The following is a 14,721-nucleotide window of genomic DNA, read 5'->3' as shown; positions in this document are numbered from 1 at the left end:
CCCGATTGGGGCGATCTGGTGGTTATCAACACCGCAAAACGCGAACGTCACCGGAACGGGGCCCCGGTGACGCAGAGATGAACACAAACACTTACGGACGAGTGTGATTCGTCAGGCGCTGGCGTTGCCCTTTTCCTGCTCGCGCTCTGCATAAATGTAGAGCGGCCGGGCATTGCCGGCGACGACCTCGTCGGAGATCACAACTTCCTGAACGCCTTCCAGCGCCGGTAGTTCGAACATGGTGTCGAGCAGGATCGCCTCCATGATAGAACGCAGTCCGCGGGCACCCGTCTTGCGCTCGATCGCCTTGCGGGCAATCGCGGCAAGCGCGTTTTCATGGAAGGTGAGTTCCACATTCTCCATGTCGAACAGACGCTGATACTGCTTGACCAGGGCGTTCTTCGGTTCGCTCAGGATCTGCACAAGAGCGGCCTCGTCCAGGTCTTCCAGCGTCGCCAGCACCGGGAGGCGGCCAACGAATTCGGGGATGAGACCGAATTTCAGAAGGTCCTCCGGCTCAACCTGGCGGAACAGTTCGCCCGTCGGGCGATCCTCCGGCGACGCCACTGTCGCGCCAAAGCCGATGGACGTCTTGCGGCCACGGTCGGAGATGATCCTGTCGAGACCGGCAAATGCGCCGCCGCAGATGAAGAGGATGTTGGCCGTGTCCACCTGCAGGAACTCCTGCTGGGGGTGCTTGCGTCCGCCCTGCGGCGGGACGGAAGCAACCGTGCCTTCCATGATCTTCAGAAGCGCCTGCTGCACGCCTTCGCCCGACACGTCACGCGTGATGGACGGGTTATCAGACTTGCGCGAAATCTTGTCGATTTCGTCGATATAGACGATGCCGCGCTGCGCCCGCTCGACATTGTAATCGGCTGACTGCAACAGCTTGAGAATGATGTTCTCGACATCCTCGCCCACATAGCCGGCTTCGGTAAGCGTCGTCGCATCGGCCATGGTAAAGGGCACGTCGATGATGCGGGCCAGCGTCTGCGCCAGCAATGTCTTGCCGCAGCCCGTCGGGCCGATCAGCAGGATGTTCGACTTGGCCAGTTCCACATCCGCATTCTTCGAGGCGTGGGCAAGGCGCTTGTAGTGATTGTGGACCGCCACGGACAGCACGCGCTTGGCATGCCCCTGGCCGATCACATAATCGTCGAGCACTTCGATGATTTCCTGCGGTGTGGGCACGCCCTCGCGCGACTTCACCATCGAGGATTTGTTTTCCTCGCGGATGATGTCCATGCACAGTTCAACGCACTCATCGCAGATGAAGACAGTCGGTCCCGCAATCAGTTTGCGGACTTCGTGCTGGCTCTTGCCGCAGAAGGAGCAGTACAGCGTGTTCTTGGAGTCCCCGCTGCCGTTGCTGGCCTTGCTCATGTCTTACGTCCTTTCACTACCCACCGGCATGTCGCCCCGTACCTGCCGGGCGGTCATGGCACCCGAAGACGGAATAGCCCCCAGGCGGTCCACGCTCTGTCTTCGAAACGAAACACAAATCCGAAAACGCGGCAACCATACCGAGCCCCTGTCCAGACCTTGGCTTCGGAAACTCAATATAGGCTTAACGTAGGCGTTCACACACCGGCTGCAAACACAAAAATGTGACAGAATTGACGCAATCGACCGCAAATGCGGGCGAAACGCGTGCCGCCCGGCACCAGGCCGGGCCGTCCGTTGATGAATACCTGATCGGGAATCAGGAATCAGAGGCTTTCTCAGTCGCGTCGCGCGAACTGACCACCTTGTCGATCAGGCCGAAAGACAGCGCCTCGTCCGAGGTCATGAAGTGATCGCGGTCGAGCGTCTTCTCGATCGTCTCGTAATCCTGCCCCGTGTGTTTCACGTAGACTTCGTTCAGACGGCGTTTCAGCTTGATGATGTCCTGTGCGTGGCGTTCGATATCGGACGCCTGCCCCTGGAAGCCACCGGAAGGCTGATGCACCATGATGCGTGCATTGGGCGTTGCAAGGCGCATGTCCTTGTGGCCCGCACAAAGAAGCAGCGAGCCCATCGACGCGGCCTGACCGATGCAGAGCGTGGAGACAGGGGGCTGGATGAACTGCATCGTGTCGTAAATGGCCATGCCCGAGGTCACCACACCACCCGGCGAGTTGATGTAGAGCGCGATCTCTTTCTTGGGATTTTCGGCCTCGAGAAAAAGAAGCTGCGCGCAGACCAGCGAGGCCATGCCATCCTCGATCGGGCCGGTGATGAAGATGATGCGCTCTTTGAGAAGACGCGAGAAGATGTCGTAAGCCCGTTCACCCCGGTTCGTCTGTTCGACGACCATGGGCACCAGATTCATGGCGGTATCGACGGGATTCGGCATGAAAATACCTTTCGGTTGGAAGTCGCACGCCGCAAATCTGGCGCGCGCAAAGCGGCAGAATCGTTTGGTTCAACGGGATAGATAGGATGCCCCCTTCCCCTGACGCAAGAGCAAGCGCTTATCAAGATGGTCGCCGGCCGCCGATTCGCCGGTTATGAATGGCGACCTGCGCCGCACGACACCACACATTCTGGAAGCCGGATCGCCACCACAATGCACATCAGGCCCGCCTATCTCCATTTCGATGCTGAGAGAAAATCCGTCCAGCTCGACCCGCACCAGCCGGAATTCGTTCGCAATCCTTATGACGCCTACGCGTTTCTCCACGCGCAGGGGCCGGCCTTCTTCTGGGAAAACTATGGCTTCTGGTGCCTTATCGATCATGACGGCGTCAATCGCGCGCTGCGTGACCGGCGCCTCGGGCGCCAGCAGCCCGACGGGCGCAGGCCGGATCCCGCGGCCCGAACGCATCTCGCCAATTTCGACGCGGTCGAAGCGAACTCCATGCTGGAGCTGGAACCGCCGGTCCACACGCGGCTTAGAAAACTCGTCAACCGCGCCTTCGTTTCGCGTCAGGTGGAGCGCCTGCGCCCGCGCGTCGAAGCACTTTGCCATCAACTCATCACGGGCTTCGAACGGGATCACGAGGCGGAGCTACTTGCTGCCTACGCAACGCCCATACCGCTGGTCATCATCACGGAAATGCTTGGCGTTCCGGGCGAAATGGGGCCGCAACTGGTCGAGTGGTCGCACCGCATGGTGGCCATGTATATGCATGGCTCGGATGAGGAAACCCAGCGCCGCGCCGACGCGGCCGCACGCGATTTCGCCGCCTTCATCCGCGCCTACGCCGAGAAGCGGCGCGCGTCCCCCGGCGATGACCTGCTAAGTCTTCTGATTGCCGCGAAAGAAGATGGCGAGCAGCTTTCCGAGGATGAACTCGTTTCGTCGGCGATACTGCTCCTGAATGCGGGGCACGAAGCGACCGTGCACCAGCTCGGCAATGCCATCTCCACCATTCTTGCACAGGGCGGTGACCCGCGCCGCTTCTTCACCTCCGAGGCCGAGACGGCTGCCGCGGTCGAGGAATGCCTGCGCTACGATCCGCCGCTGCATATGTTCACGCGCTACGCCTACGAGACCGTTGAGGTCACGGCAGGCCTCACCCTGAAGCCCGGCGAAACGGTGGGGCTGATGCTGGGCGCGGCCAACAGTGACCCGCGCGCCTTTGAATGCCCGCGCAGTTTCCGGCCCGGTCGCGGAGACCAGAAAAACGTGTCGTTCGGCGCCGGCATCCATTTCTGCATCGGCGCGCCGCTGGCGCGACTGGAAATGCAGGTGGGATTGAGCGTTCTGTTCGAACGCCTGCCCTCGCTCGCCCTGAAGGCACCACCGGCCTATGGCGACACCTATCATTTTCATGGGCTTGAGCGGCTCGACTGCCGCTGGAACGCAGGCTCGTGACGAGACACCGTCTCAAGCCAAACTGAAACGGCGCGGGCCAACAGGCCCGCGCCGCAGAATGGGTCAGTCAGACATGGCCGGTTCAGATCTGAGCCAGCGCCTGCTCCAGATCGGCGATGATGTCTTCCACGTCCTCGATACCGATCGACAGGCGGATCACATCGACGCCGGCACCAGCAACAGCCTTCTGCTCGTCGGAAAGCTGGCGATGCGTGGTGGACGCCGGATGAATGATCAGGGATTTCGTGTCGCCGATATTGGCCAGATGCGAGAAGAGTTCCACGCTCTCCACCACTTTCACGCCGGCATCGAAACCGTCTTTCAGGCCGAAGGTGAAGACAGCACCCGCCCCCTTGGGCGAATATTTTTTCATGAGGCCGTGATTGGGATCGCCGGGCAGGCCCGGATAGGAAACCCAGGACACCTTGTCATGGCCCTTCAGCCATTCGGCCACCTTGAGCGCGTTGTCGCTGTGGCGCTGCATGCGGAGCGCCAGCGTCTCAATGCCGGTGAGAATCTGGAATGCATTGAAGGGCGAGATGGCCGGGCCGAAATCGCGCAGGCCAAGCACGCGGGCGGCAATCGCGAAGGCGAAATTGCCGAAGGTCTCGTGCAGCACCATGCCGCCATATTCGGGACGCGGTTCGGAAAGCATCGGGTATTTGCCCGACTTCGACCAGTCGAACGTACCGCCATCGACCAGAACACCGCCGACGGAATTGCCGTGGCCGCCCATGAACTTGGTCAGCGAGTGCAGGACAATGTCTGCGCCATGCTCAATGGGGCGCAGCAGGTAGGGCGAGGCCATCGTGTTGTCGACGATGAAAGGCAGACCGTGCCTGCGGGCAATGTCGCCGATCTTCTCCAGATCGACAAAAGTACCGCCGGGATTGGCGAGGCTTTCCACAAAGATCGCCTGCGTGTCGTCGTCGATCTGGCTTTCGAAACTGTCGAGATCCTCCGGATCGGCCCAGCGGACATGCCAGTCGAAATTCTTGAAGGCATGGCCGAACTGGTTGATCGAACCGCCATAAAGTTTTTTGGCCGCAATGAAATTCGCACCCGGCTTCATGATCGTGTGGAACGTCAGAAGCTGTGCGGCGTGGCCCGAGGCCGTGGCGAGCGCCGCCGTGCCGCCCTCAAGGGCCGCGACGCGCTCTTCAAGCACAGCCTGGGTCGGGTTCATGATGCGGGTGTAGATATTGCCGAATGCCTTGAGGCCGAACAGCGACGCGGCGTGGTCCGCATCGTCGAAGACATAGGAGGTGGTCTGGTAGATCGGCGTGGCGCGTGCGCCTGTCGCCGGGTCGGGCTGGGCTCCTGCATGCACCGCCAGCGTGTCGAAACCGGGCGTACGCTCACTCATGACTATTCCTCCATAAACAAATATTCGGTGAGGCATCAATACAGAGCGCGCCCTCGCAGGAAAAGGCGTTTTGTCCCTGCTGGCGGCGCGCGCCTGAAAAATCAGCGCTGACGAATGCCGAAACTCTGAAAACCTTTGCGCATGATGGGCTTTTTCGAGGAAATGACCCGGCTGTTGACGCCGTTCCAGCCGATTTCGCGTGAAAGCCGCGCATATTCGATCTTCGGGCAGCGGTCCATGACCACCCTGATACCCTTTTCCTCCAGCCTGACAGCCGAGGCGTCGTCGCGCACTGTAAGCTGCATCCACACAACTCCGGGGAGCGGGTCCATCGCCAGGATTTCATCCGTCACCCCGGGAATGGCTGCGGAGGGACGGAAGATGTCCACCATGTCGACAGGCTCGGGCAGATCGGAGAGCCGGGCAACGACCGGGCGGCCGGCGATCTCCCTACCCGCCTGTCCCGGGTTGACGGGAAACACCGTATAGCCCTTGTCGATCAGATATTTCGTCACGAAGAAACTCGGGCGCACCTCATTGGCCGACGCGCCGACAATGGCAACGGTCTTCACCGTGTTCAAAATACTAGAGATGTATGCGTCGTCGTACTTGTCGTGATTCATTGTTGCTCCCGGAATCTTTGGTGTCAGACCACCAGCCGCGCCGCGCGGTGCCACTAGGGTCAGGACCCATTAATATGACCACAATGGTCGGCCTGATTTGTGCGGATACGCGAAGCAAGACCACAGGAAGACTTCATTTCTTTCAAGGTCTTGCGACAAAGTAGCCCGTGCAAATCAGGCCGATCCGAAGGACGTTCGATAGACTGGCGAGCTGCCGCGTCAAACCCCTTGACCGGGGGAAGGACCCCGCTCTGCAGGCTTTTCCTTGCATCTCTTGGTCTATCGATCGCCATTGTGGTCATATTAATGGGTCCTGACCCTAGCAGCATGGTCGCCTGCGCCGGCCCCGAAAATCACGGCCAACCTCATTGTCGGCGCAAACGCAGTTCATGATAAGGTTTCCGCTCAGCGCAGCCGCCGATAATCAAAGGGGTCGAACATGTTGAGATATGCAGCACTGGCCTTCGGAGCGATCATCATCGCCAGCCCGGCCGAAGCTATATCCCGTTACACCTCAACTGCCATGAGCTGCGCCGAGGTGCAAGCGAGGATCGCCTCCGAGGGCGCCGCGATCATGCGCTACCAGTCGCGCAACAACCCCACCCTCCCGCGCTATGACCGATATGTGGCGAACGAGCAACTTTGCCCCGTTGGCCATATCGGCGCGCGCGACACCATTCCCACTGCGGACCGCGCCCACTGTCCGGTCCTGCGTTGCAAGCCGGAGATAAAGGAGCGGCTTTTCCGGCGCCCCTGGGTGTTCTCGAACTGATCCGCTGCGGCATCGCTGGTGAGGCATCGCACATGACGAAACTGCGCATTCGGGCAAGCCTCCATCGCCCCTGAATTGATATATTCAGGAACAGAAAAAATCCTTTATTTATTTATGTTTATAACCGCTTTTATTGTCAAATGACCTGCGGCACTACTTCCCGCCGCGCCTCTCCAGAACACCCAGTTTCACCGGAGGGGCGCGGTCCTGCAACGATGCTCAGAAAGGGAAGTTATGCGCAAGCTGTTGGTCGTTATCGTCGGTATGGTCTTGCTGTTTCCAAGCAACAGCACATGGGCAGCCAGTCAATCCTGCCAGCAGATCCAGGCAGCCATCAGGGAACATGGATCCATCATCCTTCGCTATCCATCGGGCAATGGCGGGTCCATCCAACGCTATGACCGGTTCGTCGCGAACCTCAATGAATGCCCTGCGGCCTTCAATACCCTGAAGGTGCGGCGCGTCCCCGCCCTCGATACCGATGCCTGTCCCCTGCATGTATGCTGGAACAATGATTGACACCGGCGGGGGCGGTGCCCGCTGCGGGTGGCGCTTCTACCGCCCGCAGCCTGCACATCTCATTTACCCTTCCATTCAGGCGCACGCTTCTCGATGAAGGCGCCAATGCCTTCTTCCGCGTCCCGCGCCATCATGTTCTCCACCATCACCCGGACCGTGTAGTCATAGGCCTGCGACAGCGCCATTTCGTCCTGTGCGTAAAACGCCTCCTTGCCGATCTTGAGCGTCAAAGGTGATTTGGAAGCAATGGTTTGTGCGAAGTTCATCGCAGTTTGATTCAGGGTTTCCTGCGGCACCACGCGGTTGACGAGACCGAACGAAAGCGCGGTCTGCGCATCGATCATCTCTCCCGTCAGCAACATTTCCATGGCGTGTTTGCGCGAAACATTCCGCGACAGCGCCACCATCGGCGTGGAACAGAAAAGGCCGATATTGACGCCGGGCGTGGCAAACCGCGCCGCCTCGCCTGCCACCGCCAGATCGCAGGAGGCGACGAGCTGGCAGCCGGCGGCGGTGGCGACCCCGCTCACCTCGGCAATCACCGGCTTGGGATGACGCACGATGGTCTGCATCAGGCCGGCGCAGAGACGCATTGTTTCTTCAAAGAATTCCCTGCCCCGGTCGGCGTCGGCCCGATGCGCCGTCAGTTCCTTCAGATCGTGGCCCGCGCAAAACACCTTGCCTTCGGAGCGCAGAACGATGACACGCACCGCGTCGTCGTCGCGGGCGCGTTCGAGAGCGCCTTTCAGCGCCTCCATCATGGCGATCGACAGCGCGTTGGCAGGCGCGCTCGCAAGCGTCAGCTGCAGGATCCCTCCCGCCTCGCTCACCGTAACCGGTGCCTCTATCGTCTCCTGAACTGCAGCCGCGTCGGCCATGGTCTTCCTCCCGGGGTCAGATGCGCTGCCACCTTAGAGCCGCTTGTGTTGTTGCCGCAATCCGGCAATTCTCTCTTTTGCCGGCCGCCGTCGCAAAGCGCCAGCCAGAAAAGCCGGAAAAGAATGGGAGGACAATGTTCATGGATGCCCAGAGCGGATCGAGCACGTTTCAGCCGGTGATGGACGCCGGGGAGGTCAATCTCTATCTGCGCGACGTGTTTCCGCAGGCCTGCAGCGGTGAGGTTCCCGACTATCGCGCGCTTAACGTCTCTCCGGGTGGCTGTACGGTGCGGCTTGAGGCCGGGTTCCGGCATCTGCGTCCCGGCGACACGGTTTCCGGTCCGTCTCTCTTTGCGCTGGCCGATATCGGCGGCTATGTGTGTGCGCTCTCCCATATCGGCCGCAAGGCGCTCGCCGTGACCACCAATCTCAACATAAACTTCATGCGCAAGGCCGGCCCCGGCACGGTGGACGGCCATTGCCGCATTCTGAAACTCGGCCGCCGGCTGATGGTTTTCGAGGCCGAACTGGTGGCCGGCGATACAGGCGAAACCGTCGCTCACGCCACCGGAACCTACTCCATCCCGCCCGCCGAATGACCCGTTCTGCCTCAGAAATGCGGTAAGCAGCGCTGATTTATGGCGGTATCTGGATACCGTAATTTCAACCTTCTGTTTTTATTGATTTTTTCATGACGCCACCCAAAATATTGCACTTGACGTCCATCCCACCCCCCTATAGGTAACCATCGCTGCACCTTAACTGACGTGCTGCATTGGTTTGCATTGCCCGAGCCTGCCGGGTTTTGACAGTGTCAAACACAAGCAACAAGAAACGCCCTGCCTCTGGGCCGGGTTCATGAAAGTGGAAAAAGACCCATGAAAACCTTTTCGCAGAAGCCTGCGGAAGTGACGAAGAAGTGGATCCTGATCGACGCCGAAGGCGTTGTCGTCGGCCGTCTCGCTTCCATCGTCGCAAACCGTCTCCGCGGCAAGCACAAGCCCACCTTCACCCCGCATGTTGACGATGGCGACAATGTCATCATCATCAATGCCGACAAGGTTGTGCTGACCGGCAAGAAATATACCGACAAGAAATATTACTGGCACACGGGTCACCCTGGCGGCATCAAGGAGCGCACCGCGCGCCAGCTGCTCGAGGGCCGGTTCCCCGAGCGTCTGCTTGAGAAGGCCGTTGAGCGCATGATCCCGCGTGGTCCGCTTGGCCGCCGCCAGATGAAGAATCTGCGCGTCTATGCCGGCGCCGAGCATCCGCACGCCGCCCAGAACCCGGAGACGCTCGACGTCGCCGCCATGAGCAAGAAGAATGTGAGGGCCCAGTAATGGCCGAAATCAACTCCCTCGAAGAGCTGGGTGCGGCAACCGCTGCGCAGACCGCCGAGCAGGAAGCTCCGGTGCATGTGCAGAAGCTGGACGCCCAGGGCCGCGCTTACGCCACCGGCAAGCGCAAGAACGCCATTGCCCGCGTGTGGGTCAAGCCGGGCTCCGGCAAGATCACCGTCAACGGCAAGGAGTTCCAGGCATATTTTGCACGCCCGGTTCTGCAGATGATCCTGCAGCAGCCGATCGTCGCTGCCGACCGCAACGGCCAGTATGACATCGTCGCAACCGTTGTCGGCGGCGGCCTGTCCGGCCAGGCCGGTGCTGTTCGTCACGGCATCTCCAAGGCCCTGACCCATTACGAGCCGGCGCTGCGCGGCGTGCTCAAGAAGGGTGGCTTCCTGACCCGCGACAGCCGCGTGGTCGAGCGCAAGAAGTACGGCCGGGCAAAGGCTCGCCGCTCGTTCCAGTTCTCCAAGCGCTAAGCTTCCAGAACTGTCGGATACGAAAAGCGGGCCTTCGGGTCCGCTTTTTTCTTGCGCAGATTCTGGCTTGACCCTACCCATTTGGATCGCCACAGGAGGAGCCCATGCCGTCGAACTCGATCGACCACGCTTTCACCGCCCGCACGCTGACGGGTGCTGCCAGCGACCCCACCTATGCGGGGGCGCTCTCCTTCATGCGCCGCAAATTCACCAAATCGCTCAAGGGTGCAGATGCCGTGGTATGGGGCATCCCGTTCGACGCGGCCGTTTCCAACCGCCCCGGTGCGCGCTTCGGCCCGCAGGCGATCCGCCGCGCCTCGGCAATCTTCGACAATGACCCGCAATACCCATTTGGCGCGGATCTGTTCGAGACGATGTCTGTCATCGACTATGGCGACTGCCTGCTCGACTATGGCAATCATCAGAAGACGCCGGCGACGATCGAGCGGGAAGCTGCGAAAATTCTCAAATCCGGCGCATTCCTTCTCTCACTCGGCGGCGATCACTTCGTCACCTGGCCGCTTTTGAAAGCCCATGCGGCAAAGCACGGGCCCCTCGCCCTCGTCCAGTTCGATGCGCATCAGGACACATGGCACGACGATGGCAGGCGGATCGATCATGGTTCATTTGTCGGGCGCGCGGTGCGCGACGGCGTCATCGATCCGGCCGCCTCCATACAGGTCGGCATCCGCACCCACGCGCCGGAGGATTGCGGCATCGCCATCCTGCACGGCTATGACGTGGAAGAAATGAAGGCCGGCGAGATCGCCGAAGCCATTCTCGCACGCGTCGGCCATCGCCCCGCCTATGTCACCTTCGACATTGACTGCCTCGACCCAGCCTTCGCGCCGGGCACCGGAACGCCGGTGGCCGGCGGCCCGTCCAGCGCGAAAATGCTCTCGGTGCTGCGCCAGCTCGGCGCGCTGGAGATTGTCGGCGCGGACATTGTGGAGGTGGCTCCTGCCTATGACCACGCGGATGTGACAGCCATCGCGGGGGCGACCATCGCCATGCACTATCTCGGCCTTCTCGCGGCGAAAAAGCGACGATAAGAGCTGAAGCATCGATTCAGGCGCTTTACGGATTGATTCCGAACGCGTGTGTAACCAGTTGAAATACGACTCTTTTTCAGGACTGACATCATGACGGCGAAAATCTTCATCGACGGCGAACACGGCACCACCGGCCTGCAGATCAGGGCACGTCTGGCCGAACGCCGCGACATCGAAGTGATCTCCATCCCCGCCGAGAAGCGCAAAGATCCGGCAGCGCGTGCGGAATTCCTCAACGCCGCCGACATCGCCATACTGTGCCTGCCGGACGACGCCGCACGCGAAAGCGTCTCGCTGATCGACAATGACAGGACGCGCGTCATCGATGCCTCCACGGCCCATCGCGTCGCCGAGGGCTGGGTCTATGGCTTTGCCGAGATGGACCAAGCGCAGAGCGCTGCGATCCGCAATGCCAAACGTGCTGCCAATCCCGGTTGCTGGCCGCAGGGTTCCATTGCCTTTCTGCGTCCGCTGATCGGTGCCGGGCTGCTGCCGGACGACCTGCCTGTCACTGTCAACGGCATTTCGGGCTATTCGGGTGGCGGGCGCACCATGATCGAGGATTACGAGGCCAGAGGGGCCAATGCGCCAAGCTTCATGCCCTACGGGCTGACCCTCAATCACAAGCACCTGCCGGAGCTGCAAACCTATGCAAGGCTCGCGGGTACGCCTCTGATGCAGCCGGCGGTGGGTAATTTTGCCCAGGGCATGCTGACCGCCCTGCCCCTGCAGCTCGGCCATCTCGACCGCGTGCCGTCAGGCGCGGAACTCCACACAGCGCTCGCCGACCATTATGGCGCCATTGAGGGCGGTGTGGTGAAGGTTGCCCCGCTCGCGTCAATCGAACGCACGCCGGATATCGATCCCGAGACCCACAACGACACCAACACGATGACGCTGCACGTCTTTGCCAACGACGCCCGCGCGCAGGCTCTGCTTGTCGCCGTCTACGACAATCTCGGCAAGGGCGCTTCGGGCGCGGCCGTGCAGAACATGGATCTGATGCTGGAAGGACTTTAAGCTTCGGCTCATGGCAAAAAATGAAGGCGCGCCCCGACGGACGCGCCTTTTTCTTTGGCCAGGCTGTGGAGGTCACACGGCGGCGTAAACCTCGTCCTCGTCGCGCCGGCGCCGTGGCGCTTCAGGGAGAGGATAAGGCCCCTTCGTTGCCCGCCAATGGGCACAGGCGAAGAAGAGCACCACCAGCGCCACGCCCTGATGGGTCAGCGCTACATCGATCGGCACAACCATGATGAGTGTCACAATGCCGATGGCCGCCTGCGCCAGAACCAGAACCGCAAAGAGGATCGTGCGGCGCGCATGTGTCGTCCCCGGCGCGCGGCGGATCGCGAACACCATCTGCCAGAGCGCCAGAACGAGCAGCGCATAGGCACCCAGCCTGTGCACAAACTGCACCATCTTCGGGTTCTCGAAGAAATTGATCAGGGCCGGCGTCTGCGCGAAGAGACCTCCCGGCACCAGCGCACCGTCCATCAACGGCCAGGTGTTGTAGGTCATGCCGGCACGCAGGCCGGCAACGAGGCCGCCAAGATAGATCTGGAACAGGACCGCTACCACCATCCAACCGGCGAAGCGGCGTATGCCCTCATCCGCCCTTCCCGCCGAGTGTGGCGCGAGGCCACGCGCGACGAGCGCGGTGGCAGCAAAAATCAGGCAGGCAATGGTGAGATGCGTTGCGAGCCGGTACTGGCTCACATCGACCCGGTCCACCAGGCCGGAAGCGACCATCCACCAGCCGACCGCGCCCTGCAGGCCACCCAGCGCCAGAATGCCAAGAAGCTTCGGCTTCAGGCTGCTTTCGAGCCGCCCCGTCAGCCAGAAAAAGGCCAGCGGCAGCGCAAAAACGAAACCGACGCCCCGCGCCAGCAGCCGGTGCGCCCACTCCCACCAGAAGATGGTCTTGAAATCATCGAGGCTCATGCCCTTGTTGATCTGCTGATATTCGGGAATCTGGCGGTATTTCTCCAGTTCCTCCTGCCATTCGGCCTCGCTCAGCGGCGGGATAACGCCATGGATGGGCTTCCATTCGGTGATGGAAAGGCCCGATTCCGTCAGCCGGGTCGCTCCACCGACGATCACCAGCGCAAACAGGGTGAAAAGCACGAAATAAAGCCAGAAGCGCACAAATTTGCGGTTGCGCAAAAGAGTCTCCTGCGAGACGTCTACCCTTGCAGCACTGGAAGCGGTCATATCCACAGCGTCAGCCATCGTCATTTTGGAAGTTGACCGTTGGTGAACCAAAGCCACCTGACTTGCAAGCCGAACCGGCCTTTGCGCGACAAGCCGTCGCGCTGCGCGATGCCTGTCATTGCATCGCGTCTCCGCGCGTTTTATGAAGCGCGCGAAAGGTATTTTTCATGCCCGTACGTCTTCGAAAATTCATCGGCATGGTCGCGCTCGTCGCGCTTGTGGCCGTCTACGCCATCCTCTCGACCGCGATCGCCGTGGCGCAACTGGCCGAATCCGGCCCGCTGGTTCACCTTGCGTATTTCTTCCTGTCCGGTCTTCTGTGGATTATCCCGGCGATGTTCATCATCCGCTGGATGATCGGCAAGCCCGAGGGCGGCGCCTGATCCGTCGATCTTTCTTTCACCTTTTGTCGGTATTCAGATGCAACGCTGCCAGAAGGGCGGCTTTGACGACTGCGATGAAAGATGACGTTTGCAAAGCAGCCAGAACGGGTGTCTGCCACCGGCAGCAACGCTGAGGAAGGCCTCGGCGTCGAGGTCCGCGACGCCGACGCTGCAACGCTGCAGCGCTATCGCGAAGACTGCGGCGATGCCCGCTTCATGCCCGCTCAAAGCCCCGATTGGGTGGCGGCCTGGGCGAGGCATGCACTGCACCCTCCCATCATCGCCCGGCTTTGCGACGGGGACGGCCACCTGATGAGCCTGGCGCTCGAAGTTGCCCGACAGGGCCGCTTTGGCGTTGCCCGCTTCATCGGCGACCGCCACGCCAATGGCAATTTCCCGGCACTGAGCCGCAGGGTTCGCGACGGATTGCCCGGCTCACACCTTCAAATGCTGATCGACGGTATCCGTCATGCCCGGCCGGATATCGACCTGCTGGTGCTCGAGCGGCAGGTACGCAATTGCGGAGATCAGACCAACCCGCTCTCTGGCTGGCCCCACGGCGACAGCCCCAACGTCTCGCTCGCCGTCGACCTCGAAGGCGGCTTCGACGCGGTTCTCGAACGCTCCAGCGGAAAGCGGAAGCGCAAGCAGCATCGCTCGCAGGCGCGCAAGCTCGAGGCGGCGGGCGGCTATGAGCGCCGTCTGGCGGGCTCACGTGCCGAGGCCGAGGCGATGCTGGACGCCTTCTTTGAAATGAAGGCGCACCGCTTCGCGCTGATGGGCGTTCAGGACGTTTTCGCGCCTGACCGCGTAAAAGCCTCTTTCCGTACGCTCTTTGGCGATGCGGCGGAGATGCAGAACCCGGGCTTTGTGCTTCACGGGCTGGAGGTGGCCGGCAGGCTCCGCGCCGTGACCGGGTCGAGCCGCGTTGGCGAACGCCTGATCTGCGAGTTCAGCTCGTTTGCCGACGATGAGCTGAGCGAGGCTAGCCCGGGCCGCTTCCTGTTTTACGAGAACATCGAGAGCGCCTGCTCACAGGGACTGAAGGTCTACGATTTCAGCGTTGGCGACGAATATTACAAACGGTTGTGGTGCGACCTGGAAACCATCCAGTTCGACACGTTCGTGCCCCTGACGGCGAAAGGCCGCGCGCTTGCCCTGACCCGCGGCGGCATCGCCCGAGCCAAGCACCTGATCAACAACAATCCAAGGCTCTGGGCAATTGCGAAAGCGGTCCGGCGCCGGCTGGCGCTGCTGCGCGGCTGAACCGGGGCTCGGGCCGCGTCGCGG

16 protein-coding genes are annotated in these 14,721 nt (G+C 61.3%); 10 read left to right on the top strand and 6 right to left on the bottom strand.

Features of this window, described 5'->3' with window-relative positions:
* Window positions 1-111: 111 nt before the first annotated feature.
* A complete protein-coding gene (clpX, locus tag BLW55_RS00320; RefSeq protein WP_007007913.1) occupies window positions 112-1,386 on the bottom strand; it encodes an ATP-dependent Clp protease ATP-binding subunit ClpX in 1,275 nt (424 codons plus the stop codon).
* Between the two features lie 319 nt (window positions 1,387-1,705).
* Window positions 1,706-2,338, bottom strand: a complete 633-nt coding sequence (locus tag BLW55_RS00315; protein WP_007007914.1) for an ATP-dependent Clp protease proteolytic subunit — start codon at window positions 2,336-2,338, stop codon at window positions 1,706-1,708.
* A 213-nt stretch (window positions 2,339-2,551) separates the two neighbouring features.
* Here BLW55_RS00315 and BLW55_RS00310 point away from each other — a divergent pair, with 213 nt between their 5' ends.
* Complete coding sequence (locus BLW55_RS00310; RefSeq protein WP_177174991.1) at window positions 2,552-3,802, top strand: cytochrome P450; 1,251 nt, start codon at window positions 2,552-2,554, stop codon at window positions 3,800-3,802.
* 82 nt (window positions 3,803-3,884) lie between these two features.
* Here BLW55_RS00310 and BLW55_RS00305 read toward each other — a convergent pair whose 3' ends face one another.
* Entirely contained in the window at window positions 3,885-5,168 is a 1,284-nt protein-coding gene (locus BLW55_RS00305; RefSeq protein WP_090325855.1) for an O-acetylhomoserine aminocarboxypropyltransferase, read from the bottom strand.
* Between the two features lie 101 nt (window positions 5,169-5,269).
* Window positions 5,270-5,791 carry a CoA-binding protein gene (locus BLW55_RS00300; RefSeq protein WP_090325852.1) on the bottom strand — a complete coding sequence of 174 codons (522 nt, stop codon included), beginning with the start codon at window positions 5,789-5,791 and terminating at the stop codon, window positions 5,270-5,272.
* Window positions 5,792-6,230: 439 nt separating this feature from the next.
* Here BLW55_RS00300 and BLW55_RS00295 point away from each other — a divergent pair, with 439 nt between their 5' ends.
* Both BLW55_RS00295 and BLW55_RS00290 read left to right on the top strand, forming a co-directional pair.
* Complete coding sequence (locus tag BLW55_RS00295; protein WP_090325849.1) at window positions 6,231-6,563, top strand: hypothetical protein; 333 nt, start codon at window positions 6,231-6,233, stop codon at window positions 6,561-6,563.
* Window positions 6,564-6,797: 234 nt separating this feature from the next.
* Window positions 6,798-7,082 (top strand): hypothetical protein, encoded by a 285-nt coding sequence (locus tag BLW55_RS00290; RefSeq protein ID WP_007007920.1) that lies wholly within the window; start codon window positions 6,798-6,800, stop codon window positions 7,080-7,082.
* A 59-nt stretch (window positions 7,083-7,141) separates the two neighbouring features.
* Here the strand turns inward: BLW55_RS00290 and BLW55_RS00285 are convergent, their stop codons facing one another.
* Window positions 7,142-7,960 carry an enoyl-CoA hydratase gene (locus BLW55_RS00285; RefSeq protein WP_090325847.1) on the bottom strand — a complete coding sequence of 273 codons (819 nt, stop codon included), beginning with the start codon at window positions 7,958-7,960 and terminating at the stop codon, window positions 7,142-7,144.
* A 134-nt stretch (window positions 7,961-8,094) separates the two neighbouring features.
* On the opposite strand from BLW55_RS00285, the gene BLW55_RS00280 reads away from it, so the two are divergent.
* From BLW55_RS00280 to argC, 5 genes are all read left to right on the top strand, one after another.
* Complete coding sequence (locus BLW55_RS00280) at window positions 8,095-8,559, top strand: PaaI family thioesterase (protein ID WP_090325844.1); 465 nt, start codon at window positions 8,095-8,097, stop codon at window positions 8,557-8,559.
* Between the two features lie 279 nt (window positions 8,560-8,838).
* Entirely contained in the window at window positions 8,839-9,303 is a 465-nt protein-coding gene (rplM, locus tag BLW55_RS00275) for a 50S ribosomal protein L13 (protein ID WP_007007923.1), read from the top strand.
* On the top strand, window positions 9,303-9,785 hold the full coding sequence (gene rpsI, locus BLW55_RS00270; protein ID WP_007007924.1) for a 30S ribosomal protein S9: 483 nt from the start codon (window positions 9,303-9,305) through the stop codon (window positions 9,783-9,785). The genes rplM and rpsI overlap by 1 nt, the downstream gene beginning before the upstream one ends.
* Window positions 9,786-9,889: 104 nt before the next feature.
* On the top strand, window positions 9,890-10,837 hold the full coding sequence (gene speB, locus BLW55_RS00265; RefSeq protein WP_007007925.1) for an agmatinase: 948 nt from the start codon (window positions 9,890-9,892) through the stop codon (window positions 10,835-10,837).
* A gap of 90 nt (window positions 10,838-10,927) precedes the next feature.
* Window positions 10,928-11,857, top strand: a complete 930-nt coding sequence (gene argC, locus BLW55_RS00260; RefSeq protein ID WP_090325841.1) for an N-acetyl-gamma-glutamyl-phosphate reductase — start codon at window positions 10,928-10,930, stop codon at window positions 11,855-11,857.
* Between the two features lie 72 nt (window positions 11,858-11,929).
* On the opposite strand, the gene BLW55_RS00255 is transcribed toward argC, so the two are convergent.
* Window positions 11,930-13,048, bottom strand: a complete 1,119-nt coding sequence (locus BLW55_RS00255) for a COX15/CtaA family protein (RefSeq protein WP_090329834.1) — start codon at window positions 13,046-13,048, stop codon at window positions 11,930-11,932.
* Between the two features lie 167 nt (window positions 13,049-13,215).
* On the opposite strand from BLW55_RS00255, the gene BLW55_RS00250 reads away from it, so the two are divergent.
* Together BLW55_RS00250 and BLW55_RS00245 are read left to right on the top strand one after the other, a co-directional pair.
* Window positions 13,216-13,431, top strand: a complete 216-nt coding sequence (locus tag BLW55_RS00250) for a DUF2842 domain-containing protein (protein ID WP_007007928.1) — start codon at window positions 13,216-13,218, stop codon at window positions 13,429-13,431.
* Window positions 13,432-13,512: 81 nt separating this feature from the next.
* On the top strand, window positions 13,513-14,697 hold the full coding sequence (locus tag BLW55_RS00245; RefSeq protein ID WP_007007929.1) for a GNAT family N-acetyltransferase: 1,185 nt from the start codon (window positions 13,513-13,515) through the stop codon (window positions 14,695-14,697).
* Window positions 14,698-14,721 lie beyond the last annotated feature (24 nt).

Origin of the sequence: Nitratireductor aquibiodomus (genome assembly GCF_900105565.1) — a bacterium.
In the GTDB taxonomy this organism is placed as follows: domain Bacteria; phylum Pseudomonadota; class Alphaproteobacteria; order Rhizobiales; family Rhizobiaceae; genus Nitratireductor; species Nitratireductor aquibiodomus.
The sequence above is the reverse complement of the archived record's forward strand: the minus strand, read 5'-3'. Positions and strand labels throughout refer to the sequence as shown.